A 23,286-nucleotide genomic window follows, 5' to 3' on the forward strand; every position below is an offset into this window, starting at 1 on the left:
ACCTTCAGAGCATCCGCAGGGCACCTTCAGTGCGCCCGGAAGGCACCTCCAGAGAACCCGGAGGCACCTCCAGAGAACCTCGGGAAGCGCCCCCGGCCCATCGTGCCGTCGGGATCGTCGGGATCGTCGGGGTCCCCGCTCAGCGTGCCGTCAGGATCCGCGGCCCCGAATCCATGATCGCCACGGTGTGCTCCGCGTGGGCCGCACGCGAGCCGTCGTTCGTCCGCAGGGTCCAGCCGTCCGGCGCCTCGTGGTACCCGTCCGTGCCGCCGCCGATGAGCATGGGCTCGATGGCGAGGACCATGCCGTGCCGCAGCGGGAGGCCGCGGCCGGGACGGCCCTCGTTCGGGACTCCCGGGTCCTCGTGCATGCGGCGGCCGATGCCGTGGCCGCCGAAGCCGTCCGGGATGCCGTAGCCCGCGGCCCGGCACACCGAGCCGATCGCGTGCGCGATGTCGCCGATGCGGTTTCCCACGACCGCCGCCTCGATGCCCGCCGCCAGCGCCCGCTCGGCGGTCTCGATCAGCCGTAGGTCGGCCGGGCGCGCCCTGCCCACCACGAAGCTGATCGCCGAGTCGCCCGCCCAGCCGCCCAGTTCGGCGCCGAAGTCGGCGGAGACCAGATCGCCGTCGCGCAGCCGGTAGCCGGTGGGGATGCCGTGCACGATCGCGTCGTTCACGGAGACGCAGAGGACAGCCGGGAAGGGCGTGGGCGCGAACGAGGGCCGGTAGCCGAGGAAGGGCGAGCCCGCGCCCGCGTCGCGCAGCACAGCGCGCGCCGTCTCGTCCAGCTCCAGCAGGGAAACGCCCACGTCGGCGGCTTCTCGTACGGCCGTGAGAGCACGCCCGACGACCTGGCCGGCCTCGTACATGGCGTCGATCGAGGTATCTGTCTTCAGTTCCACCATGCCAATTACTATACCGGTATTAGAATGGCGGCATGGTGCGCACTCCTCTCACTCCGGAAGAACGCGAACGCGGCGAGCGGTTCGGGCGGTTGCTGCGTGCGGCCCGCGGTGGCCGCAGCATGACGGAGGTCGCGGCGAGCGCCGGTATCTCCGCCGAGACCCTGCGGAAGATCGAGACCGGCCGTGCGCCGACCCCGGCGTTCTTCACGGTGGCCGCGCTGGCCCGGGCCCTCGGTCTGTCGATGGACGAGCTGGCGGAGCGGTGTGCGCCGGCGGGGGTGTGACGCGGGTGCGCGCAATGGTCGAGATCGCACAATGAGGCCCCTGCCGTCCCGTGGAAAACCCGCTGTAGCGTGCTCGTAACACGACTGGTGTTGCCTACGGACCGGAGTGTTCCGGTCTGGCGGGAGTTGGGCGATGACTCTGGATCAACTCCCCGGCCGAGTGCGGGAGTTCGCGAACTACCTGGACGGTCTGCTGGCACGCCTTGACCAGGGCGGTGGCTGGTGCGGGGTGTTCTGGCAGCGCGACCCTGACGGTATGCAGGCCTGCCTCGACGGGCGTGAGATGCCGCCGTGGGACGTCGTGGAGGCGCTCCTTCAGGACCTCGCGGCGGGGTACGGTCCGGATGCCGCCCGTGCGGAGGCGGAACGCGCCCGGGCCCTGCACGCCGCCGCGCTCGTCGCGTACGACGCCCGGCCCGGTGGCCGGGACGCCCTCGGGGACCGGTTCGACGTGATGCTCCGCGAGCAGCGGTATGCCGCCGAACGGCAGGCGGAACTGGGCCGGTTGCTCGCCACCGCCACCACCCAGCAGGAGGCCGACGCCCTCCGCCTCGACCTCGCCTGGGCCCGCGACGACCATGAACGCGCGACCCGCCGCTGCGCCGAACTCCGGGCACGAATGGCGGAGATGGATCACCGCACGGTAGATGGCCAGGTCCAGCCGATCCGTCGCGGACAGAGCGAGGCCGGTGCGGTGTTCCGCATGCGGGACGGGGTGGGTGATTCGCGCGGGGCGCGGTCGGATGGGCGTGATGGGTACGGTTCGCGGTCGGACGGGCGTGACGGGTACGGCTCGCGGTCGGGCGGCGGCGAGGTCTACGGCGGTGCGCATTCCGGCGCGGGTGGTACGCGCGGGGCGCGGTCTGATGGGCGTGACGGATACGGTGCGCGTTCGGACGGCGGCGCGGACTCCGGCGCCGGTGATACGCGCGGGGCGCGGTCGGACGGGCGTGATGCGTATGGCTCGGGTTCGGACGGCGGCGGGGTCTACGCCGGCGCGGACTCCGGCGCCGGTGATACGCGCGGGGCGCGGTCGGACGGGCGTGAGGGATACGGCTCGCGGTCGGACGGGCGTGATGCGTACGGCTCGGGTTCGGACGGCGGCGAGGTCTACGGCGGCGCGCGATCAGGCGCACGTGATACCCACGGCTCGCGGTCGGACGGGCGTGACGCGTACGGCTCGCGGTCGGACGGCAGCGAGACCTACGGCGGCCCGCACTCCGGCGCAGGTGATACCCGCGGGACGCGAGCGGACGGTCGCGAAGCATACGGCGCGCGACCGGACGGTCGGGACGCGTCGTACCGCACGCGCGCAGACGGTCGGGACGCGTCGTACGGCACGCGCGCAGGCAGCCAAGACGCGTACGGCGCGCGATCAGACGCCCACGACACCCACGACACCCATGACCCGTACGACACCTACGACACCTACGACACCGCCTTCCCCGACCTGCCGCAGCAGCGGGACGCCCGCACCGCGAACGCCGCCGCCGAGGCCGGCCACCCCGAGTACGACGACCCGGCGCCCACCGCGCCGCAGCAGCCGGCCCCCGCCCAGCAAGAGCCGACCCCCATCCCCAAGCAGCGCAAGCGTCGCCGAGGCAGTGCCCGTTTCGCCGGGATAGCCGCGGAGGATGCCGTCGCACCCGTCGCCGTACCGCCGGCCGTCGTACCGGATCTGCCCGCGGCGCCCGTCGCCACGGGCCGCACCCCGCGCGGGGCCCGGTTCGCCGGGGTCGCGAAGGCGGGCGCGAAGGCGGAGCCCCGGCGCGAGGCGCTGGACGAGGCCGCCCGGCGGGAGACCGTCGAGACCGTCGAGCGGCTGGTACGGCTGCGCGGCGAGGGCCGTAGCGGTGAGGCGCACGCCCTGCTCGCCGAGATCGCGTACTGGCCCGCCGCCCGCTACCCGCTGCTCGCCGCCGAACTGCAGCGGGGCGGGCTCGGTGCCGACTGGGCGACCCTGCTGTGGGAGGCCGCCTCACTGCCCGCCGACCGGCTCGTCGCCGCCGCCGACGCGCTCGTCGCCGCGGGGCGAGGCACCGACGCCGAGCAGGTCCTGCGGCAGGGTGTGGCGCGGCCCGCCGCCGAGATCGGGGAGGCCGTGCTCGGGCTGGCCGCCGAGGGCCGTCGTCGCGAGGTCCGCGCACTCCTCGACGCCTACGTCAGCGTCCGCACCCCCGAGGAGGCCGCCCGCAGCGCCGAGCCCGACCCGCAGACGCTGGTACCCCTCCTGCTGGAGGCCGCCCAGAGCGTCTCGGACGAGCGGCACTGGGATCTGGTCCACGCGCTCCGGGTAGCTGGCTTCAGCGCTTGACAGGCTGCCTGACAGCCCGCCTGACAGTCCCCCTGACCGGCCCCGTCGCTCACCCCGTCGCTCGCCCACCGGAGTGTGAAACGTGATCGACTCAGCGGGTTAACGACGATGGTCTTGGCAAGGCTGCCGGGGAGGCTTACGTTCGTGCCTCTATGGTCGTGTCTACGGGCGTAGAGGCTCTGACGTCCCGTCGAAGGAGCAGCTCATGGCCAACGTCGTACGTGCCGCTCTGGTCCAGGCCACCTGGACCGGCGACACCGAGTCCATGGTGGCGAAACACGAGGAGTACGCCCGCGAGGCGGCCCGCCAGGGTGCCAAGATCATCGGCTTCCAGGAAGTCTTCAACGCCCCCTATTTCTGTCAGGTCCAGGAACCGGAGCACTACCGCTGGGCCGAGCCGGTACCGGACGGGCCGACGACGCGTCGTATGCAAGCGCTGGCGCGCGAGACGGGCATGGTGATCGTCGTCCCGGTCTTCGAGGTCGAGCAGTCGGGCTTCTACTACAACACCGCGGCCGTGATCGACGCCGACGGCACCGTCCTCGGAAAGTACCGCAAACACCACATCCCGCAAGTCAAGGGATTCTGGGAGAAGTACTACTTCAAACCGGGCAACGTCGGCTGGCCCGTCTTCGACACCGCCGTGGGCAAGGTCGGCGTCTACATCTGCTACGACCGCCACTTCCCCGAGGGCTGGCGGCAACTCGGCCTGAACGGCGCCCAGTTGGTCTACAACCCCTCCGCCACCCACCGGGGACTCTCCTCCCACCTCTGGCGCCTGGAGCAGCCGGCCGCCGCCGTCGCCAACGAGTACTTCGTCGCCGCGATCAACCGGGTAGGCGTCGAGGAGTACGGGGACAACGACTTCTACGGGACGTCGTACTTCGTCGACCCGCGCGGGCAGTTCGTGGGGGAGACCGCCAGCGACAAGACGGAGGAACTCGTCGTCCGCGACCTCGACTTCGACCTCATTGAAGACGTACGGCAACAGTGGGCCTTCTACCGCGACCGCCGGCCCGACGCCTACGAAGGGCTGGTGCAGCCGTGACCAAGGACCTGCTGGGACGCCACCGGAGTGTCCTGCCCGACTGGCTCGCCCTCTACTACGAGGACCCGCTGGAGATCACCCACGGCGAGGGCCGGTACGTCTGGGACGCCGCGGGCAACAAGTACCTCGACTTCTTCGGCGGCATCCTGACGACGATGACCGCCCACGCCCTGCCCGAGGTCACCAAGGCGGTGAGCGAGCAGGCCGGGCGGATCGTCCACTCCTCGACCCTCTACCTCAACCGGCCCATGGTCGAACTGGCCGAGCGCATCGCCCAGTTGAGCGGCATCCCGGACGCCCGCGTCTTCTTCACCACCTCCGGCACCGAGGCCAACGACACGGCCCTGCTGCTGGCGACGACGTACCGGCGCAGCAACCAGATCCTGGCCATGCGCAACAGCTACCACGGCCGCTCCTTCAGCACGGTCGGCATCACCGGAAACCGCGGCTGGTCCCCGACCTCCCTGTCCCCGCTCCAGACGCTGTACGTCCACGGGGGTGTGCGCACGAGGGGCCCCTTCGCGGAGCTGAGCGACACCGAGTTCATCAACGCCTGCGTCGACGACCTCAAGGACCTGCTCGGCCACACCCGGGCGCCCGCCGCCCTGATCGCCGAACCCGTCCAGGGCGTCGGCGGCTTCACGTCACCGCCGGACGGCCTGTTCGCGGCCTTCCGCGAGGTGCTCCAGGAGCACGGCATCCTGTGGATCGCCGACGAGGTGCAGACCGGCTGGGGCCGCACCGGCGACCACTTCTGGGGCTGGCAGGCACACGGCGCCTCAGGACCTCCCGACATCGTCACCTTCGCCAAGGGCATCGGCAACGGCATGTCCATCGGCGGGGTCGTCGCCCGCGGCGAGATCATGAACTGCCTGGACGCCAACAGCATCTCGACGTTCGGCGGCACCCAGCTCACCATGGCGGCGGGCAACGCCAACCTCACCTATCTGCTGGAGCACGACCTCCAGGGCAACGCCCGGCGCGTCGGCGGACTGCTCATCGAGCGGTTGCGGGCCGTCGGGGCGCACGTTCCGGGCGTACGGGAGGTGCGCGGCCGGGGCCTGATGATCGGCATCGAGCTGGTCAAACCCGGCACGGACGAGGCCGACCCCGTCGCCGCGTCCGCCGTGCTCGAAGCGGCCCGCGAGGGCGGGCTGCTGATCGGCAAGGGCGGCGGTCACAACACCAGCGCCCTGCGCGTCGCCCCGCCCCTGTCCCTGAGCGTCGCGGAGGCCGAGGAGGGCGCCGCGATCCTCGAACACGCTCTGAGGAGCATCCAGTAGCACCGTCCTGAGCAAGGGAAACACCGCGATGAGCACCACCTTGGAGACCTGGGATTCCCTGGAGCCGACCCTGTCCGTGCGGCAGGTCCTCACGCTGGAGCGGGTGCTCGCCGGGGAGCCCGAGGTGGTGGCCGGCGCGAGCCAGCTCGACCGGGCCGTGCGCTGGGTTCATGTCGCCGAGGCCGCCGATGTCGGCGTGATGCTCAGCGGCGGCGAGATGGTGCTCACCACCGGGGTGCTGCTCGCCGGCGACGAGGGCGCGCAGGCCGAGTACATCCAGTCGCTGCACCGCGCGGAGGCGGCGGCCGTCGTCCTCGGACTCGGCCGCGCCTTCCCGGCCCCGCCGGACGTGATGCGCCGGGCGGCCGAGCGGTGCGGGCTGCCCATGGTCGTCCTGCACCGGCCCTTCCCCTTCGCCCAGTTGACCGAGGAGGTCCAAGCCCGGCTCGTACGGCGGAAGTTCGCGGCCATCAGCCTGTCGGAGTCCGTACGGACCGCGCTGACCGGACTCATCACCGCGGGCGCCCCGCTGCAACGCCTGCTCGACGAGGTCGCCCAGCACAGCGCCTGCCCCGTCGTCGTCACCAACCTCGCCCACCGCGTCCTCGCCACGGCGGGGGAGCGGCCGGCCGTGGACGACGTGCTGCGCGACTGGGAGCGCATCGCCCGGCAGGCCGGCGGCAGCGAGGGCGACGGCTGGATCCGCGCCGAACTGGGCGGCCGTGGAGAGCGGTGGGGCCGGATCGTGCTCTGCGGCCACCGCGGCGACACCGCCACCGGCCGCCTGCTCGCCGACCGCGCCGCCGAGGCGCTCGTCCTGCACCGCATGCTCGGCGGCACCTCCGCGCACACCTGGGAGGAGCAGTCCGCGCAGAGCCTGCTGACGGACCTCGTCAGCGGGGTCGTGGCGGCCCGGCAACTGCTGCCGCGGGCGCGCGCGGCCGGACTGCCGGTCAACCGGCGCACCTTCGTCCCGCTCGTCGTACGCGACGGCGACGCGGCCGGGCTCGACCGGGTCCTGCGGATGCTGGGCCTGCCCGGACTCGTCGCCGAGCTGGCGGAAGGAGCCGTCGCCGTCCTGCTCAGCCTCGCCCGCGACCAGGACGCCGAGGCGCTCACCGCGCACTTCGCGGCCCGGCTGCGGTCGGAGTCCGGGGCCCTGAAGGCCGTGGTGGCCGCCGCCGACCCGAGGATCGCCTGGGACGACGTGCCGGCCGGCCTGCGCGAGGCCCGGCACGTAGCGGACGCCGTGGCCGACTCCTCGGCCGTGCTCGACCTCCCGGCCGTCGTCCGCCTCAGGGACGTACATCTGCGCGGCCTGATCCGGCTGCTGCGCGACGATCCCCATGTGCAGTCCTTCGCGGAGCGGGAGCTGGACGGGCTGCTGTGCGAGGCCGGCGAGGACCTGCTCGCCGTGCTGCGCACCTATCTCGCCAGCGGCCGCAACAAGTCCCGCACCGCCCAGCTCCACCACGTCTCCCGGCCCGCGCTCTACCGGCGGCTGGAGGCCATACAGACGCGGCTCGGAGTCGACCTCGACGACTTCGAGCAGGCCGCCTCGGTGCACATCGCGCTCCTCGCGCATGACGCGCAACAGGGCTGAAACGGCGTCGCGAAACAGCAGGGAAACGCAGGACGACCTGGGAAAACGGTGGTGAAACATGGGCCCGAGGCAGGGTGACACGGTGGCACGCCGCAGGCCCGCAGACGTGACACCGTGCAACTCAAACCGGCTCTCGAGACTTCCTAGGCTCGCCGCACACCGAGCGACCGGAGGTCCCGATGAGCAGAGTGATCCGTGCCGCCCTCTTCCAGACCGCCTGGACCGGCGACAAGGAGTCGATGATCCAGGTGCACGAGCAGGCGGCCCGAGACGCGGCCGCGCAGGGTGCTCAAGTCCTGTGCTTCCAGGAGCTGTTCTACGGACCGTACTTCTGCCAGGTGCAGGACAAGGCGTTCTACGAGTACGCCGAGCAGGTCCCGGACGGCCCGATCGTCAAGCGTTTCCAGGCGCTGGCCAAGGAACTGGGCCTCGTTTTGATCCTGCCGATGTACGAGGAGGAGCAGCCCGGCGTCCTCTACAACACGGCCGCCGTGATCGACGCGGACGGCTCGTACCTCGGCAAGTACCGCAAGCACCACATCCCGCAGGTGCCCGGCTTCTGGGAGAAGTTCTACTTCCGCCCGGGCAATCTCGGCTGGCCGATCTTCGAGACGGCCGTCGGGAAGATCGGCGTCTACATCTGCTACGACCGCCACTTCCCCGAGGGCTGGCGCGCACTGGGCCTGGAGGGCGCCGAGATCGTCTTCAACCCGTCGGCCACCTCGCGCGGCCTGTCCGGCTACCTCTGGCAGCTGGAGCAGCCGGCCGCGGCCGTCGCCAACGAGTACTTCGTCGGCGCGATCAACCGGGTGGGCGTCGAGGAGCTGGGCGACAACGACTTCTACGGGACGTCGTACTTCGTCGACCCGGAGGCCCAGTTCGTGGGCGAGGTCGCCAGCGACAAGGAGACCGAACTGGTCGTCCGCGACCTGGACCTCGCCAAGCTGCGGGAAGTCCGCGACCGCTGGCAGTTCTACCGGGACCGCCGTCCCGAGGCGTACGGCCCGCTGACCGCTCCGTAGCCGACCGGATGTCCGCCGGTCCGGCACGGGGGTCCGGACCGGCGGCACCGACCGGCACCCGCACCACACCAGTGTTGACCACGGTAGGAGAGGGAGTATGAGCAGCCGTACTGTCATCCGTGGTGGCCTCGTCGTCACCGCGTCCGACGAGATCCACGCCGACGTCCTGATCGAGGACGGCCGCATCGCCGCCCTCGCCTCGTCCGGCACCCCGGCCGCCGAGGCCTGGACGGCCGAGCGGACCATAGACGCCACCGGGAAGTACGTCATCCCGGGCGGCGTCGACGCCCACACCCACATGGAGCTGCCGTTCGGCGGCACCTTCGCCTCCGACACCTTCGAGACCGGCACCCGGGCCGCCGCCTGGGGCGGCACGACGACCATCGTCGACTTCGCCGTGCAGAGCGTCGGACAGACCCTGCGCCACGGCCTGGACGCCTGGCATGCCAAGGCCGAGGGAAACTGCGCGATCGACTACGGCTTCCACATGATCGTCTCCGATGTGAACCCGAGGACGCTCAAGGAGATGGACCTGCTGGTGGAAGAGGGCGTGACCTCTTTCAAGCAGTTCATGGCCTACCCGGGCGTCTTCTACAGCGACGACGGCCAGATCCTGCGCGCCATGCAGCGCTCCGCCGAGAACGGCGGCCTGATCATGATGCACGCCGAGAACGGCATCGCGATCGACGTGCTGGTCGAGCAGGCGCTGGCGCGTGGCGAGAGCGACCCGCGCTATCACGGCGAGGTGCGCAAGGCCCTCCTGGAGGCCGAGGCCACCCACCGCGCCATCAAGCTCGCGCAGGTCGCCGGGGCTCCCCTGTACGTCGTGCACGTCTCGGCGATGGAGGCACTCGCCGAGCTGGCAAAGGCACGCGACGAGGGCCTGAACGTCTTCGGCGAGACCTGCCCGCAGTACCTGTTCCTGTCGACGGACAACCTCGCCGAGCCGGACTTCGAGGGTTCGAAGTACGTGTGCTCGACGCCGCTCCGCCCCAAGGAGCACCAGGCCCACCTCTGGAAGGGCCTGCGCACCAACGACCTCCAGGTCGTCTCCACCGACCACTGCCCCTTCTGCTTCGTGGGCCAGAAGGAGCTCGGCCGGGGCGACTTCTCCAAGATCCCCAACGGTCTGCCGGGCGTCGAGAACCGTATGGACCTGCTCCACCAGGCCGTCGTCGACGGTCACATCTCGCGCCGCCGCTGGATCGAGATCGCCTGCGCGACCCCGGCCCGGATGTTCGGCATGTACCCGAAGAAGGGCACGATCGCCCCCGGCGCCGACGCGGACGTCGTCATCTACGACCCGCGGGCCGAACAGACCGTCTCCGCCGAGACGCACCACATGAACGTCGACTACTCGGCGTACGAGGGCAAGCGCCTCACCGGCCGTGTCGAGACCGTCCTCTCGCGCGGCGAACTCGTCATCACCGAGCGGGAGTACACCGGGCACGCCGGACACGGCGCGTACATCCCCCGCTCCACCTGTCAGTACCTCAACTAGGAGTGGCGCCCATGGACTTCGGACTCGTCCTGCAGACCGACCCGCCGGCTTCGAAGGTCATCAGCCTGATGAAGCGGGCCGAGCGCAACGGCTTCACCTACGGCTGGACCTTCGACTCCGCCGTGCTGTGGCAGGAGCCGTTCGTGATCTACAGCCAGATCCTGTCGAACACGACCAAGCTGAAGGTCGGCCCGATGGTCACCAACCCGGGCACCCGCACCTGGGAGGTCACCGCCTCCACCTTCGCCACGCTCAACGACATGTTCGGCAACCGCACCGTCTGCGGCATCGGCCGCGGCGACTCCGCGATGCGGGTCGCGGGCCGCAAGCCCAACACGCTGGCCCGCATCAGCGAGGCCATGAAGGTCATCCGGGCGCTGGGCCGCGGTGACGAGGCCGACCTCGGCGGTACGGTGATCAGGTTCCCGTGGATCAAGCCGGGCGCCGAACTCCCCGTATGGATGGCGGCGTACGGACCCAAGGCCCTGAAGATGACCGGCGAGGAGGCCGACGGGTTCATCCTCCAGCTCGCCGACCTCTACCTGACCGAGTACATGGTCAAGGCCGTGAAGGACGCGGCGGTGGCCGCCGGTCGTGACCCCTCCGAGGTGAAGATCTGCGTCGCCGCCCCGGCCTACGTCACCGAGGACGACTCGCCCGAGGCGCTCGCCCACGCGCGCGAGCAGTGCCGCTGGTTCGGCGGGATGGTGGGCAACCACGTGGCCGACCTGGTGTCCAAGTACGGTGAGCACTCCGCCGCCGTACCCGACGACCTCACCGACTACATCAAGGCGCGCGAGGGCTACGACTACTCCCACCACGGGCGCAGCGGCAACCCCGACACCCAGTTCGTGCCGGACGAGATCGTCGACCGGTTCTGCCTGATCGGGCCGGTCGAGAAGCACATCGAGAAGCTGAACGCGCTGCGTGAGCTGGGCGTCGACCAGTTCGCCGTCTACGACATGCACGACGCGCAGGAAGCCACCATCGACGCCTACGGCACGAAGGTGATCCCGGCCGTCAACGCCTGACCCGTAACTCCGCTCACCTCCCCATCCCCCCACTCCTGTTCTCCCCTCCCCGTCCCCCGGGGAGGGAGCCGGAGCCCGCACGGCCTTTCCGGATCCGCCCCTCGTTTGATTGGCCTGCCCATGACCGACACCGCTCCCACGGCCATACCGCCGTCCCCTCAAGTCACCCTCGCCGACGGCCGGGTGGAGCTCGCCCCGGGCAGCCCCGCCCCGAGCGGCCGCTACGCCAACGAGGACCTGCTGCCGGTCCCGGTGGAGAAGCGCACCTGGACCACGTACAACTTCTCCGCCCTGTGGGTCGGCATGGCCCACAACACGGCCTCCTGGACCCTGGCCTCCGGTCTGATCGCCGTCGGCATGGACTGGAAGCAGGCGGTGCTCACCATCGCCCTGGCCAATGTGATCGTGCTGGTCCCGATGCTGCTCACCGGGCACGCGGGACCGAAGTACGGCATCCCCTTCCCGGTCTTCGCCCGCGCCTCCTTCGGCATCCGCGGCGCCAACCTGCCCGCCGTCGTACGGGCGTTGGTGGCCTGCGGCTGGTTCGGCATCCAGACCTGGATCGGCGGCGAGGCGATCTACTTCCTCGCCGGGAAGCTCATCGGCAACGGCTGGACCGACGTCGGCGAGATCGGCGGCTACGCCTGGACCATGTGGCTGTCGTTCGCGATCTTCTGGGCGATCCAGGTCGCGATCATCTACCGGGGCATGGAGACGATCCGCCGCTTCGAGAACTGGGCGGCGCCCTTCGTGCTCGTCGGCGCCTTCGTGATGCTGTGGTGGATGAGCGAGAAGGCCGGCGGCTTCGGCCCGCTGTTCGATCAGCCCTCCAAGCTGGGCTGGGGCGCCGACTTCTGGAAGCTGTTCTGGCCGTCCCTCATGGGAATGATAGGTTTTTGGTCCACTTTGTCATTGAACATCCCGGACTTCACCCGGTACGGCAAGAGCCAGAAGGCCCAGACATGGGGCCAGGCCCTCGGCCTGCCCACCACCATGACGCTCTTCGCGCTGCTGTCGGTGATGGTCACCTCCGGTTCGCAGGCGGTGTACGGCGAGGCGATCTGGGACCCGGTACAGCTCGCCGCCAAGACGGACAACACCGTGGGCCTGCTGTACGCGCTGGTCACCGTGCTGGTGGCGACCCTGTCCGTGAACATCGCGGCGAATCTGGTCTCGCCGGCCTTCGACTTCTCCAACATCGCGCCCCGGAAGATCAGCTTCCGGGCCGGTGCGCTCGTCACCAGCGTGCTCGCCGTGCTGATCTTCCCGTGGAAGCTGTACTCCGACCCGCAGGGCTACATCTTCACCTGGCTCGGCCTGGTCGGCGGACTGCTCGGCACGGTCGCCGGCATCCTCATCGCCGACTACTGGATCCTGCGCCGCGGCAAGCTCGACCTGACCGACCTGTACCGCACGGGCGGGCGCTACTGGTACTCCGGCGGCTGGAACTGGCGGGCCGTCGTCGCCTTCGTGGTCGGCGGTGTCCTCGCCATCGGCGGTGCCAGCTTCAAGCCGCTGATCGACGGGCGGCCCATCCCGGCACTGGAGTCGCTGGCCGACTACGGCTGGGCCGTGGGCCTGGGCACCTCGATGGTGCTGTACGTGGTGCTGATGCTGGCGCGCGGAAGGGACCGCCTGGAGGCCTGAGCCGCCGGCTGTCTGTCGTCGGCTGTCGTGGGAGGACGGTCAGCTCTTCTGGCCGTCCTCCAGCGCGGCGACCGCTTCCCTGGCGGCCTTGATGGCGCCCTTGTTGATCTCGTCCGTACTGGGCGCCTTCTTCGACTCGAAGTCGCTGCCGTTGTACGTGATGACCACCAGCGCGTTGGACGCGCGGACCACCACGACGCCCTCGCGCGTCTGCTGCTTGTCCTCGGTGGTGAGGTTCACGACGGAGTACGCCGAGTCGCCGAGACCGGGTACGTCCCCGCCGCCGCTCTTCTCCGTGAGGTTGTCCTTGTAGGACTCCCGCGCCTTCTCGTCGGAGTCCGCGACCTCGAAGGAGACGTCGAGCCAGCGGTAGTCGTACCCCTTGAGCGCGTTCCAGGAGCAGGTGCGGCGCAGCTTCGAGTCCGTCGAGGGGATCTCCTTGCCGGCCGTCTTCGCGCCCGGCACGAGCGAGGTGATCGTCTTCTTGGCCAGACTGCCGCACGGCGAGGGCGCGGCGGAGTACGTCTTGGACGCGACCGATGACGACGGGGCCGAGGCGGACTCGGTCCCGGTCTTCTGCTCCTCCTTGTGCTCAGCGGCCGGTGCCGTGGCGAACGGACCGGACGACAGCGACCAGCCCGCCACGGCGAGCACGACGACGGGAGACAGCCGCGCGGTGAGGGCGAGCGGCAAGGGAAGAGAACTGGAACGCACGGCGCCTTTTCGTGGGGGACGGTGCGGAGGGGGCCCGCACGGCGGACGGGACGCCAGTTTCACACGAGTCCCGGTGGGGCGGAAGTGCCAACTCGCTCCGTGCATGTGCGGTCACTGCGGCTGACCGGGCCCGCACGGCCGTACGGCGGTCACCAGCCACACCCCGGCCCGCATCCGGACGCCGTCCTCCGTCTCGTAGGGGCGCAGGGCATCCTCCAGGGCCGCGCGCTGTTCGGCGGACACCGTGCGGCCGGGCGCGCGTGACAGCAGGAAGTCGACGGCGTCCGGGACGTCGCGGCCCCAGGTGGTCCTGACGGTGACGGGAGCCACGGTCACCTGCTCGAATCCGTCCAGGACGTCGCGGATGCGGGCCGGGTCGGAGAGCGAGGCCATGGCGGTGTGCGCGGCGGTCGTCTCCGCGTCCGGCTCGTCGGCCGGCCGGGCGAACAGGCCGAGTGCCCGTCCCTCCTCCGAGTGCGGCCCGGGCGGCTGCGGACAGACGAACGCGAGGCGCCCGCCCGGTCGCAGGGCCCGCGCGAGATTGCGGAAGGCGGCCGTGTGGTCGGCGAAGAACATCACGCCGCCCCGGCTGATGACGACGTCGTGGGCGGCCGGCGGGAACGGATGCACCTGCGCGTCGGCGAGTTCGTACGCGACGTTCGTGATGCCCTCGTCCTCGCTGCTCGCCTGCGCGCGCTCCAGCAGCGGTGCCGAGATGTCGACGCCGACGACCTGCCCGGGGTACGCGCGCCGGGCCGCGAGCCGCGTGGTGGCGCCCGCGCCGCAGCCGACGTCCAGCACGCGGTCGCCGGCCGTGAGGGCGGCGCCGTCGAACAGCGGCTCGTTCACCGCCGCCAGCATCGCGTCGTAACGCGCCTGGTGATCGGCCCAGTGGGTGCCGACGGCGCCGTTCCAGGCCTGCGCCTGCCGGGAGTTGGCGATCGTCGTCATGACGCCTCCTGGGAGATACGAGCGGCGAGTGAGCCTTCGATGCGGTCCACGGCGGCGAAGGCGCCGTACGCGACGAGGTGCACCAGGCAGTGGTCGGTGTGCTCCGGCCGCCGCCAGGCCGCCACGTCCTCGCCGGTGATCCGGTACGGCGCGAGGGCGGCCAGCAGCGCCAGACGCGCCCCGGGACGCTCCCGGCGGTCCGGGAACCCGCCCAGGGCGAGCGGCGGATGCGCTCCGTCCCAGTCCCGCAGGGTCTGCCGTACGAGGGCCTGGTCGTCGGCGTCGAGGAGGCCCGCGCCCGCTGTGGCCGCCGTGCGCAGGGCGGCGTACGCGGGACCGACAGCAGTTCCGGCGGCCCAGGCCGGTCCCGGGCCGGGGTCGTCGAGGAGGGGGAGGGAGGCGCCGGGGCGGACCTCGCGGCGTACCGCCGGGGCGAGGGTGCGGCCCGCCACGCTCCGTACCGCCCGGAACCGCTGGGCATTGCACGGCAGCAGCTTCTCCGTCAGCAGGGCCGACACCATCCGGTTGATGAAGTGGAAGGAGAGAGCGGTGCCCAGGTAGCCGGCGGTGTGCTCGCGCGGGAACGGATACGGCTCCAGGCAGACACCGCCCGGCACGCGCGTGTGCTCTCCCCAGTCGAGCACGCGCGCATGGTCCTCGTTCTCCGGTCGCTCCCCGCGGGCCAGGCGCTCGGCGAGGGCGTGGTCGCCCGTGGCGTGCAGCAGCACGGTGTGCGCGTCCACGCAGAACGGGCACTGGTTGGCGCGTGACACCCCGTACGCCGCCAGCTCCTTGCCGGTGCGGCTGCCGGGGCCGGCGATGAGCGACTCGCGCATCAACGCCCAGACAGGGGCGAGGAGTTCGGGCGCCGAGGACAGGACCACGAAGGTGGGCGGTTCGGCGATGCCGAAGTCGCGGGCGATCTGCTCGTAGACCTCGGCGGCGCGGCCGGTGGCGGCCTTGGGCGGCAGGGGTTCGGTGTGGCGGAAGGCTTTGGACATGGCAGCAGCCTGCGCCTCGGGGGTGCCCGCGGTCGTCGTACGGCCGAAGGCAGTCGGCGCTGCGCCGGACGGGCGGGGCGGACCCGCTCACTACTGCGCCGGGAGTAGTCCGGGAGTTGTCCACAGGTCTGACGCCGGTGTCGGTGCGGCGGTCTACTGTGCGGGCATGAGCGGACACGTGGCCGGCCCGGTCGCACGCAGGCGTCTCGCCGACGCGGCCCTCGCGGTCGTGATCGGCGCCTTCGTCGTGACCACGGCCGCTTTCGACGGCGATGCGACGGCCGTCGACTACGCGCTCGTCGTGCTGGGTTCGGCCGCCCTGGCGTTCTACCGCGCCGCTCCGCGGGCGGTGCTGGCGGCGGCCACCGCGACCTGCACGGCCTACGTCCTGCACGCCCACCCGGGGTCGCTCGCCGCGCTCCCGCTCCTCGGCGCCGTGCACACGGCGTCCCGTGCGGGGCACCGGGCGTGGGGGGCCGCGGCGAGCGGGGTGTTCCTGGCGGCGTACCTGGTGACGGGAGCGACGACCCAGGAGGTGGTCGAGAAGGCCACGCTGCTCGCGGGCTGGTTCCTGTGCGCGCTGGTGACGGGGCTCGCCGACCGCAACTGGCAGGCGTATCTGCGCCAGACCGAACAGCGCGCCCTGGAGGCCGAACGCACCCGCGAGGAGGCGGCGCTGCGCCGGGCGGGCGAGGAACGCCTGCGGATAGCCCGCGAGTTGCACGACTCGCTCACCCACAGCATCTCGATCGTCAAGCTCCAGGCGGGCGTGGCGGTGCACCTGGCCCGCAAGCGCGGCGAGGAGGTGCCGCCCGCGCTGCTCGCCATCCAGGAGGCGGGCGGCGAGGCGATGCGCGAACTGCGCGCCACGCTGGAGGTGCTGCGCACGGACGAGGCGACCGGCTCGCCCGCGGTGCTCGTGGAGCGCGCGCGGACGGCGGGCCTCGCGGTCGAGCTGACGGTGAGCGGGAAGGAGCGGGCGCTGACCGCGACGGTCGACCGGGCCGTGTACCGCATCGTCCAGGAGTCCCTCACGAACGCCGCCCGGCACGCGGGACCGGCCAAGGTGCAGGTCCGACTCGACTACGGCGAGGAGGAGTTGACGATATGCGTGGACGACGACGGACACGCCGACCCGGCCCGCCCGCCGCTGCCCGGCATCGGCCTCACCGGCATGCGTGAACGCGTCACGGCGCTCGGCGGCACGCTGCACACCGCCCCGCGCGCGGAGGGCGGCTTCTCGGTGCGAGCACGGCTGCCGGTGGGGGAGGCGGGATGACGGACGCGACCGCGAACCAGCAGGTGATCCGTGTCGCGCTCGTCGATGACCAGGCGCTGATGCGCGCCGGTTTCCGCGCCCTCCTCGACGCCGAGGACGGCATCGAGGTGGTCGGCGAGGCCGCGGACGGGGAGCAGGGCCTGGCGCTGGTGCGCGCCGGCCTGCCCGACATCGCGCTGATCGACGTACAGATGCCGGTGATGACGGGCATCGAGGCGACCCGGCACATCGCCGCCGACCCGGCGCTGTCCGGCGTGCGCGTCGTGATCCTCACGAACTACGGCCTCGACGAGTACGTGTTCGACGCACTGCGGGCGGGCGCGAGCGGCTTCCTGCTGAAGGACACCGAACCCGCCGACCTGCTCCAGGCCATCGAGGTGGTGGCGGGCGGCGAGGCCCTGCTGTCCCCGTCGATCACCCGCACCCTGATCGGCGAGTTCGTCTCCCGGCCGCCGGACCGGGCCACCGCCCCCGGCCTGGAATGCCTCACCCGCCGCGAACGCGAGGTCACCGCGCTGGCGGCCCGCGGCCTCAGCAATGAGGAGATCGCCGGCCACATGGTCATCAGCCCGTTCACCGCCAAGACGCACATCAGCCGCGCGATGACCAAGCTGGGGGCGCGGGACAGGGCGCAGTTGGTGGTGTTCGCGTACGAGTCGGGGCTGGTGACGGCACGCGGCAGCTGACCGCGGAACATATTGCGTTGCGAGCCGAGGGCCGCGATCAGCAACCTGAGGTGATGACGAACGAGACGAAAACCCCCGAGCAACAGCCCGCCGTCCGTGCGGAGATCCTGGCCTACTACGCCGAGGGCAAGGAGGACGCCCGGCTGCGGCAGGGCACCGGACGACTGGAGTTCTGGCGCACCCAGGACGTCCTTCGGCGCCTCCTGCCCGACGCCCCCGCCCGGGTCCTCGACGTCGGCGGCGGCAGCGGGGTGCACGCTCAGTGGCTCGCGCGGGACGGGTACGAGGTGGACCTCGTCGACCCGGTGCCGCTCCACCTGGAGCAGGCCGCCCGGCTGCCCGGCGTCACCGCCCGCCCCGGGGACGCCCGCGCACTGCCCGCCGCCGACGCTTCGTACGACGTGGTCCTGCTCCTCGGACCGCTGTACCACCTGCCCGAACGCCCCGACCGGGTAAGGGCGTTGGCAGAGGCGCACCGCGTGGTCCGGCCCGGCGGGCTGGTGGTGGCGGCCACCATCAACCGGTTCGCGCAGCTGCACGACCTGCTGCGTGAGGAGCGCTACTTCACCCCGCTGTACCGCGAACGCGCCGATGCCGTCGCCGTGGACGGCCGACACCGCTACGACCCCGAGGACGGCCTGTTCACCGTCGCCTACTTCGCCAGGCCCGACGAGCCGCCCGCGGAACTCGCCGACGCCGGGCTCACCGTCGAGGGCCAGTACGGCGTCGAGGGCGTCGCCTGGCTGATGGGCGGCGTCGAGGACTGGCTGGACGATCCCGAACACCGCGAGGCCGTCCTGGCGGCGACCCGGCGCACCGAGTCCGAGCCGACGCTGCTGGGGGCCAGCGGGCATCTGCTCACCGTGGGCAGGAGGCTTCCGTAGGAGCCGCGGTGGGGCCGGCGCGTCAGCGCTGGCTGGTCAGGTAGCCGCCCATGGAGGTGAAGTACTCCGTCGCGGCCAACTCCCGGCCGTCCTCGGTCCGTACGCGCGTGATGGCCAGGCCCTTGTTGCGGCCCGTGCGGGCGTCGGCGCCGGCGACGATCACCACGCCGTCGCCCTCGCGATAGAAGATCCGGCCGGGCGTACCGCCGTAGTGGCCCTGGGACACCACGGCGGCGAGGACCTCGAGCCGCTTGCCCTTGTGGAAGGTGTAAGTGCTGGGGTACGGCTCGGACTGGGCGCGGACCAGGCGTTCGAGGTCCTGCGCCGGCCAGGTCCAGTCGATGCGGCTGTCCTCGATGGACCGCTTGTGGAAGAAGCTGGCCTGGGACCGGTCCTGCTTGGTGAACTCCGTTTGACCTGCGGCGATGAGGTCGAGTGCGCCGATGGTGACGGGGGCGATGAGGTCCACGGTCTTGTGGAAGAGGTCGGTGGCGGTGTCCGTCGGCCCGACCGGAACCGCCTCCTGCCGGACGATGTCGCCGGCGTCGAGCTCGTCGTTCATCATGTGCGCGGTGACGCCCACTTCGGGCTCGCCGTTGATCAGGGCCCAGATCAGCGGGGAGAAGCCGGCGTACTTCGGCAGCAGCGAGTCGTGCACGTTCAGCGTGCCGTGGCGCGGCAGGTCGAAGATGCGCGGAGGGATCCAGGTCCGCCAGTTGTTCGCCACGATGATGTCCGGGTCGGCCTCCTTGAGGCGCTCGAACAGCTCGTCGTCGTCGGGGCGGTTGCGGATCAGCACCGGCACGCCGTGCTCTTCGGCGAGGTCGGCGACGGAGTCGCTCCAGATCTTCTCGTACGCGTGCTCGCTCTTGGGGTGCGTCACGACCAGTACCACGTCGTGTTCGGAGTCCAGGAGGGCTTGCAGGGTGCGATGCCCCCAGGTCTGGTAACCGAGCATGGCGACCCGCATGGGGTTCCTCCTCAGAGCAGGGATTGATCAGGGGCAAGTAAAGCAAGCCTTACCTTATGTTTCAACGGGTGTGCAGACTTGCTCAGTTGGCGGGTGCCGTGGACGCCCGGTTGTCCGTTCCGCCCTATCGACACCTTCGCTAGTTTAGCTTAGGCTCACCTAAGTTCTTGGCAGGTCGCTCCGTCGGCGTGCCCACTTTCGTGCTTTCCCCACGCCTGGCAGGCGACTGCCCCGCACGATGGGAGTGACATGTCGCAGGTTCTTCCTGATGACGCAACACCGGTCCACGACCTCATTGGCATCGGCTTCGGACCGTCTAATGTGGCCATGGCCATCGCAGTAAGCGAGCACAACGCACGCGTCGACGGGCAGGAGGCGATCACCGCTCGATTCTTCGAGCAGCAGCCGCGCTTCGGCTGGCACCGCGGCATGCTGATCGACGACGCGACCATGCAGGTGTCCTTCCTCAAGGACCTGGTGACGCTCCGGAACCCGGCCAGCGAGTTCAGCTTCCTCTGCTACCTGAAGAGCAAGGGACGGCTGATCGACTTCATCAACCACAAGAACCTCTTCCCGCTGCGGGTGGAGTTCCACGACTACTTCGAGTGGGCCGCCGCCCAGGTCGACGACATGGTCTCCTACGGCCACGAGGTCGTGGGCGTCGCGCCCGTCGTCCGTGACGGAGCCGTGGAGTACCTGGATGTCACGGTCCGGTCGGGGGAGGGCCTCGCGGTGCACCGGGCCCGCAACCTCGTCATCGGCACCGGGTTGCGTCCCCTCATGCCTCAGGGTGTGGAGCGCGGCGACCGCGTCTGGCACAACTCCGAACTGCTGACGAAGGTCGACGAGTTGGAGGGCGCCTCGCCCTCTCGGTTCATCGTCGTGGGCGCCGGCCAGAGCGCCGCCGAGAACGTCGCCTACCTGCACCGCCGCTTCCCTGAGGCCGAGGTCTGCGCGGTCTTCTCCCGCTACGGCTACAGCCCCGCCGACGACAGCAGCTTCGCCAACCGGATCTTCGACCCCTCGGCGGTCGACGAGTACTTCGCCGCGCCCGAGGACGTCAAGCGCCGGCTGATGGACTACCACGGCAACACCAACTACTCCGTGGTGGACATCGACCTGATCGACGACCTGTACGGGCAGATGTACCGGGAGAAGGTCCTCGGCACCGAGCGGCTGCGCTTCCTCAACGTGTCCCGGCTCACCGCCGTCGAGGAGACGCGGGCCCAGGTCCGCGCCACCGTGAAGTCCTTGGTCACCGGCGAGGAGACGCCCTTGGACGCGGACGTCGTGGTCTTCGCCACCGGCTACAGCCCCGCCGACCCTCTCGGCCTCCTCGGCGAGGTCGCGGAGCAGTGCCTGCGCGATGACGAGGGCCGCGTCCGCGTCGAGCGCGACTACCGCATCGCGACCGACCCCGACCTGCGTTGCGGCATCTACATGCAGGGCGGCACGGAGCACACGCACGGCATCACGTCGGCTCTGCTGTCCAACACCGCGATGAGGGTCGGCGAGATCCTGGACTCGCTCCTCGACCGGGGCGTCAAATCCGCTTCCGACGAGGCCCGGCCGGTCGCCGACGGAATCGGCAGCACCGCCCGCTAGGGGCTGTCCGGCGGAGCAGGTCGCAGGAAATCGGCGGCGCCTCATCAGCGCCGGTGAGCGGGGGCGATGGGGGTGCCCCCGCGCGAGGTTGTTCGAGCGTGGGGGAGCGTCCAGCTGCAAGGCGGAGGAGGGAGTCGACGCGATGGGGGTCCCCCCGCTCGAGCGAAGCCGAGAGTGGGGGAGTCGGCGAGTGACGACAACGCGGCAGATGGGCGTGCCAGACCCCGCGTCTGCGGCATGATCCGCCGGACAGGCCCTAGCGTGGCAACGTGAGTGTCCGAACCCCCTCCGGCCAGGCAGTGGCCGTCGCCCGTCACGGCTGGGTGCAGGCCGCGGCCACGGTGTTGGGCGCGCTGCTCGCGATGGTGGTGGTCGCCGCGCTGGGGCTGTGGGCGGCCGGTGCGGCGGACCTTCCGGACAACGCGTTCCCCCGGGTGGTCGCGGCGACCGTCGTCACGGCGGTCGGCGGCACGATCGAGCTGTCGGGGAACGCCGGAGCACTGGCCGACTCCCGGGCGGGGCTCACCGTGATCCCGCTTTCGGTCACCCTCGTGGGGGCCCTGGTGCTCGCCGCGCGCTTCCTGCGTCCGCTGCGGCACCGGGCGGTCGCCGGTGCCGCGGAACTGGCCGGCTGGGCCGCCCGGATCGCCGTGCTGTGGCTGCTCGGGCTGCTCGGCCTGGCCCTCGCGGCCCGCCAGACCTTCGCGGTCTCCCTGGGGGAGGGCACGCTCGGTGACATCGGGGACCTGTTCGGTGTGTCGCCGACGGTGGGCTTCACGACGGACGTGCCGCTGACCCTCGCCTTGGGTCTGCTGTGGCTGGCCGGCGTTCTGGTGCTGGCCCTGCTGGTCTCGCGCGCGTCCCCGCTGCCGGGCAAGCCGGCGCGCTTCCAGGAGGCGGTGCGGCCGGCGGCCTACGCGATGGTCGTGCTGTTGCTCGCCTGCGTCGTCCTCGGGATCGTCATCGCCCTCGTCGTCGCGGCGACGCGCGGCCAGGCGGCGCAGACGTTCGCGTTGATCCTGCTCGGCATGCCGAACCTGGTCTGGCTCACGCTCACGATCGGCCTCGGCGCCACCTGGAACGGCCGCGTGGAAGGGCCGTTCGCACTGCCCATGCCCCATGTGCTCGACGAGGTGCTGCGCGGCCGGGACGTCGCGGCGCTCAACCTGGCCTCGATCGCCGACCACGACGGCAGGGTGTGGTGGCTCGTGGTCGTGGACGCGGTGCTGCTGCTGGCCGCCGCCGTCGTCATGGCGGCACTCTCACCGGCCCGGACACGCCCCTGGCAGCACGCCGTGCACCTGATGGCCGCCCTCGCGCTGACGGTGCTCACGATCTGCCTCGTCGGCCGGATCTCCGCGCACTACGGCCTGTCCCTGCTCGGCATCGGCGACCTGGGCGGCGACCTGTCGGGAGAGCTGTTCCTGAGGCCCGAACCGTGGACGGCGGTCGGCCTCGCCGCGCTCTGGGGACTGGTCACCGGTTTCCTCGGCGGACTGCTGGCGGGACCGGTACGGCGGCGGGGCGCGATCAGGAAAGGCGGGAGAGGATCTTGAGAGGATGACGCAAGGCATGGGAGTGTGCGTTGAGTCGAGGAAAGGGCAGCACATGACGTTGGCTCTCGAAGACCGCTTGGCCGTCACCGAGTTGATCGCGTTGCACGGGCACGTGGTCGACGAAGGTGAACTGGACCGCATGGCGGAGGTCTTCACTTCCGACGTCGTCTACGACCTCTCCGACTTCGGCCAGGGGCAGGTCACCGGACTCGCCGCGCTCAAGGAGGCTGCCCTGGCCCTCGGCTCGGCCAATCCCGTCGCGCACCACGTCACCAACGTGGTGATCGAGGAGGTGGCCGGCGACCGGGTGCGTGCCCGCTCCAAGGGGCTGGGCGTCAAGGCGGACGGCTCGTGCGGCTCCGTGACGTACGAGGACACCGTGGTGCGGATCGCCGACGGCTGGCGCATCTCCCACCGCAGGATGCTGGCGCGGCGCGTGCCGCTGAACGGACTGGGCCAGGACTGATCGCCTCCCGGTCAGGCGACGGGCGTGAACAGCGCCGCGGCGGTCCGCTGCATACGCAGGGCGTCCACCGACTCCGCCAGCAGTTCGTACTCGGTGGTGTCGTCGCTCGCGGCGATCCGCACCAGCTGCCCCGCGGCCAACTTGTCGGCCACCAGCTCCTGTTGGGTCAGGTCGCCGCACCAGGCGCGCAGCACGGCCGGCACGTCGAGGACGGTCCAGGAGACCGGGACGAGCGCGCCGGGCGGAAAGAGTCCGGCTTCCGGCTGTGGGTCCAATCGGTCGGCGATCCAGGAGGCGCGGTCGCGCATCCACCACAGGGCGAGGGCGAGGGTAGGGGCCCGGTAGGTTCCCAGGGGTACGCCGATACGCCGGCCACCGACGGTGCCGTACCCCGTGACATGGCACAGGAATTCATCGTGCACGATCACTCCCCCGCTGCTTCGCTAGCCTGTGGGCCGGGCCTCTCCTTCGGTGCGGCTCAGTGCTGTGCGTGACGGGTTCTTCGCTGGATGTGAAGGCCCTAGCAGTCGAGTA

21 protein-coding genes are annotated in these 23,286 nt (G+C 71.1%); 15 read left to right on the top strand and 6 right to left on the bottom strand.

The features are described 5' to 3' along the window. Positions 1–139 precede the first annotated feature (139 nt). Entirely contained in the window at positions 140–907 is a 768-nt protein-coding gene (gene map / locus AB0I77_RS42715) for a type I methionyl aminopeptidase (RefSeq protein WP_363288260.1), read from the bottom strand. A gap of 32 nt (positions 908–939) precedes the next feature. On the opposite strand from map, the gene AB0I77_RS42720 reads away from it, so the two are divergent. The 9 genes from AB0I77_RS42720 to AB0I77_RS42760 all read left to right on the top strand — a co-directional run bounded on the left by AB0I77_RS42720 (position 940) and on the right by AB0I77_RS42760 (position 12,640). Further along, the gene (locus AB0I77_RS42720) at positions 940–1,191 is read left to right on the top strand and encodes a helix-turn-helix transcriptional regulator (RefSeq protein WP_363288261.1); all 252 of its coding nucleotides are present in this window, start codon (positions 940–942) and stop codon (positions 1,189–1,191) included. Between the two features lie 133 nt (positions 1,192–1,324). Next, positions 1,325–3,505, top strand: coding sequence for a hypothetical protein (locus tag AB0I77_RS42725; protein ID WP_363288262.1), 2,181 nt, complete (start codon positions 1,325–1,327; stop codon positions 3,503–3,505). A gap of 205 nt (positions 3,506–3,710) precedes the next feature. Continuing rightward, positions 3,711–4,553 carry a nitrilase-related carbon-nitrogen hydrolase gene (locus tag AB0I77_RS42730; RefSeq protein WP_363288263.1) on the top strand — a complete coding sequence of 281 codons (843 nt, stop codon included), beginning with the start codon at positions 3,711–3,713 and terminating at the stop codon, positions 4,551–4,553. Continuing rightward, positions 4,550–5,836: an aspartate aminotransferase family protein gene (locus AB0I77_RS42735; protein WP_363288264.1), complete on the top strand. Its 1,287-nt coding sequence runs from the start codon at positions 4,550–4,552 to the stop codon at positions 5,834–5,836. Before AB0I77_RS42730 ends, AB0I77_RS42735 begins: the two co-directional genes overlap by 4 nt. Before the next feature lie 28 nt (positions 5,837–5,864). Beyond that, positions 5,865–7,439, top strand: coding sequence for a PucR family transcriptional regulator (locus AB0I77_RS42740; protein WP_363288265.1), 1,575 nt, complete (start codon positions 5,865–5,867; stop codon positions 7,437–7,439). A gap of 179 nt (positions 7,440–7,618) precedes the next feature. After that, positions 7,619–8,461: a nitrilase-related carbon-nitrogen hydrolase gene (locus AB0I77_RS42745; RefSeq protein ID WP_363288266.1), complete on the top strand. Its 843-nt coding sequence runs from the start codon at positions 7,619–7,621 to the stop codon at positions 8,459–8,461. A 97-nt stretch (positions 8,462–8,558) separates the two neighbouring features. After that, complete coding sequence (hydA, locus tag AB0I77_RS42750) at positions 8,559–9,962, top strand: dihydropyrimidinase (RefSeq protein WP_363288267.1); 1,404 nt, start codon at positions 8,559–8,561, stop codon at positions 9,960–9,962. Between the two features lie 11 nt (positions 9,963–9,973). After that, positions 9,974–10,993, top strand: a complete 1,020-nt coding sequence (locus AB0I77_RS42755; RefSeq protein ID WP_363288268.1) for a TIGR03842 family LLM class F420-dependent oxidoreductase — start codon at positions 9,974–9,976, stop codon at positions 10,991–10,993. Positions 10,994–11,113: 120 nt separating this feature from the next. Further along, positions 11,114–12,640 carry an NCS1 family nucleobase:cation symporter-1 gene (locus AB0I77_RS42760; protein WP_363288269.1) on the top strand — a complete coding sequence of 509 codons (1,527 nt, stop codon included), beginning with the start codon at positions 11,114–11,116 and terminating at the stop codon, positions 12,638–12,640. A 39-nt stretch (positions 12,641–12,679) separates the two neighbouring features. Here AB0I77_RS42760 and AB0I77_RS42765 read toward each other — a convergent pair whose 3' ends face one another. The 3 genes from AB0I77_RS42765 to AB0I77_RS42775 all read right to left on the bottom strand — a co-directional run bounded on the left by AB0I77_RS42765 (position 12,680) and on the right by AB0I77_RS42775 (position 15,306). Further along, positions 12,680–13,354, bottom strand: coding sequence for a hypothetical protein (locus tag AB0I77_RS42765; protein WP_363288270.1), 675 nt, complete (start codon positions 13,352–13,354; stop codon positions 12,680–12,682). Positions 13,355–13,465: 111 nt separating this feature from the next. After that, entirely contained in the window at positions 13,466–14,305 is an 840-nt protein-coding gene (locus tag AB0I77_RS42770; protein ID WP_363288271.1) for a class I SAM-dependent methyltransferase, read from the bottom strand. Continuing rightward, a complete protein-coding gene (locus tag AB0I77_RS42775; RefSeq protein ID WP_363288272.1) occupies positions 14,302–15,306 on the bottom strand; it encodes a carboxymuconolactone decarboxylase family protein in 1,005 nt (334 codons plus the stop codon). Before AB0I77_RS42775 ends, AB0I77_RS42770 begins: the two co-directional genes overlap by 4 nt. Positions 15,307–15,472: 166 nt before the next feature. Here AB0I77_RS42775 and AB0I77_RS42780 point away from each other — a divergent pair, with 166 nt between their 5' ends. Genes AB0I77_RS42780 through AB0I77_RS42790 form a run of 3 tightly spaced genes read left to right on the top strand, consistent with a single transcriptional unit; the run spans position 15,473 to position 18,155 of the window. Next, positions 15,473–16,585, top strand: coding sequence for a sensor histidine kinase (locus AB0I77_RS42780; protein WP_363288273.1), 1,113 nt, complete (start codon positions 15,473–15,475; stop codon positions 16,583–16,585). Further along, positions 16,582–17,271: a response regulator transcription factor gene (locus AB0I77_RS42785; RefSeq protein WP_363288274.1), complete on the top strand. Its 690-nt coding sequence runs from the start codon at positions 16,582–16,584 to the stop codon at positions 17,269–17,271. Before AB0I77_RS42780 ends, AB0I77_RS42785 begins: the two co-directional genes overlap by 4 nt. A 53-nt stretch (positions 17,272–17,324) precedes the next feature. After that, the gene (locus tag AB0I77_RS42790; protein WP_363288275.1) at positions 17,325–18,155 is read left to right on the top strand and encodes a methyltransferase domain-containing protein; all 831 of its coding nucleotides are present in this window, start codon (positions 17,325–17,327) and stop codon (positions 18,153–18,155) included. 22 nt (positions 18,156–18,177) lie between these two features. Here AB0I77_RS42790 and AB0I77_RS42795 read toward each other — a convergent pair whose 3' ends face one another. After that, entirely contained in the window at positions 18,178–19,125 is a 948-nt protein-coding gene (locus AB0I77_RS42795) for a methionyl-tRNA formyltransferase (protein ID WP_363288276.1), read from the bottom strand. 249 nt (positions 19,126–19,374) lie between these two features. On the opposite strand from AB0I77_RS42795, the gene AB0I77_RS42800 reads away from it, so the two are divergent. The 3 genes from AB0I77_RS42800 (at position 19,375) to AB0I77_RS42810 (ending at position 22,752) form a co-directional block, all read left to right on the top strand. Then, on the top strand, positions 19,375–20,730 hold the full coding sequence (locus AB0I77_RS42800; RefSeq protein ID WP_363288277.1) for a lysine N(6)-hydroxylase/L-ornithine N(5)-oxygenase family protein: 1,356 nt from the start codon (positions 19,375–19,377) through the stop codon (positions 20,728–20,730). A gap of 269 nt (positions 20,731–20,999) precedes the next feature. Continuing rightward, positions 21,000–22,286 carry a streptophobe family protein gene (locus AB0I77_RS42805; protein WP_363288278.1) on the top strand — a complete coding sequence of 429 codons (1,287 nt, stop codon included), beginning with the start codon at positions 21,000–21,002 and terminating at the stop codon, positions 22,284–22,286. Positions 22,287–22,338: 52 nt separating this feature from the next. Beyond that, positions 22,339–22,752, top strand: a complete 414-nt coding sequence (locus AB0I77_RS42810) for a nuclear transport factor 2 family protein (RefSeq protein ID WP_363288279.1) — start codon at positions 22,339–22,341, stop codon at positions 22,750–22,752. Between the two features lie 11 nt (positions 22,753–22,763). Here the strand turns inward: AB0I77_RS42810 and AB0I77_RS42815 are convergent, their stop codons facing one another. Further along, positions 22,764–23,174 carry a hypothetical protein gene (locus AB0I77_RS42815; RefSeq protein WP_363288280.1) on the bottom strand — a complete coding sequence of 137 codons (411 nt, stop codon included), beginning with the start codon at positions 23,172–23,174 and terminating at the stop codon, positions 22,764–22,766. Positions 23,175–23,286 lie beyond the last annotated feature (112 nt).

The organism is Streptomyces sp. NPDC050619 (assembly GCF_040654815.1).
Taxonomy (GTDB): domain Bacteria; phylum Actinomycetota; class Actinomycetes; order Streptomycetales; family Streptomycetaceae; genus Streptomyces.

Coding starts and splice junctions, on each gene's coding strand:
- map (WP_363288260.1), bottom strand. CDS start 907: ATGGTGGAACTGAAGACAGATACCTCGATCGACGCCATGTACGAGGCC.
- AB0I77_RS42720 (WP_363288261.1), top strand. CDS start 940: ATGGTGCGCACTCCTCTCACTCCGGAAGAACGCGAACGCGGCGAGCGG.
- AB0I77_RS42725 (WP_363288262.1), top strand. CDS start 1,325: ATGACTCTGGATCAACTCCCCGGCCGAGTGCGGGAGTTCGCGAACTAC.
- AB0I77_RS42730 (WP_363288263.1), top strand. CDS start 3,711: ATGGCCAACGTCGTACGTGCCGCTCTGGTCCAGGCCACCTGGACCGGC.
- AB0I77_RS42740 (WP_363288265.1), top strand. CDS start 5,865: ATGAGCACCACCTTGGAGACCTGGGATTCCCTGGAGCCGACCCTGTCC.
- AB0I77_RS42745 (WP_363288266.1), top strand. CDS start 7,619: ATGAGCAGAGTGATCCGTGCCGCCCTCTTCCAGACCGCCTGGACCGGC.
- hydA (WP_363288267.1), top strand. CDS start 8,559: ATGAGCAGCCGTACTGTCATCCGTGGTGGCCTCGTCGTCACCGCGTCC.
- AB0I77_RS42755 (WP_363288268.1), top strand. CDS start 9,974: ATGGACTTCGGACTCGTCCTGCAGACCGACCCGCCGGCTTCGAAGGTC.
- AB0I77_RS42760 (WP_363288269.1), top strand. CDS start 11,114: ATGACCGACACCGCTCCCACGGCCATACCGCCGTCCCCTCAAGTCACC.
- AB0I77_RS42770 (WP_363288271.1), bottom strand. CDS start 14,305: ATGACGACGATCGCCAACTCCCGGCAGGCGCAGGCCTGGAACGGCGCC.
- AB0I77_RS42775 (WP_363288272.1), bottom strand. CDS start 15,306: ATGTCCAAAGCCTTCCGCCACACCGAACCCCTGCCGCCCAAGGCCGCC.
- AB0I77_RS42780 (WP_363288273.1), top strand. CDS start 15,473: ATGAGCGGACACGTGGCCGGCCCGGTCGCACGCAGGCGTCTCGCCGAC.
- AB0I77_RS42785 (WP_363288274.1), top strand. CDS start 16,582: ATGACGGACGCGACCGCGAACCAGCAGGTGATCCGTGTCGCGCTCGTC.
- AB0I77_RS42790 (WP_363288275.1), top strand. CDS start 17,325: ATGACGAACGAGACGAAAACCCCCGAGCAACAGCCCGCCGTCCGTGCG.
- AB0I77_RS42795 (WP_363288276.1), bottom strand. CDS start 19,125: ATGCGGGTCGCCATGCTCGGTTACCAGACCTGGGGGCATCGCACCCTG.
- AB0I77_RS42800 (WP_363288277.1), top strand. CDS start 19,375: ATGTCGCAGGTTCTTCCTGATGACGCAACACCGGTCCACGACCTCATT.
- AB0I77_RS42810 (WP_363288279.1), top strand. CDS start 22,339: ATGACGTTGGCTCTCGAAGACCGCTTGGCCGTCACCGAGTTGATCGCG.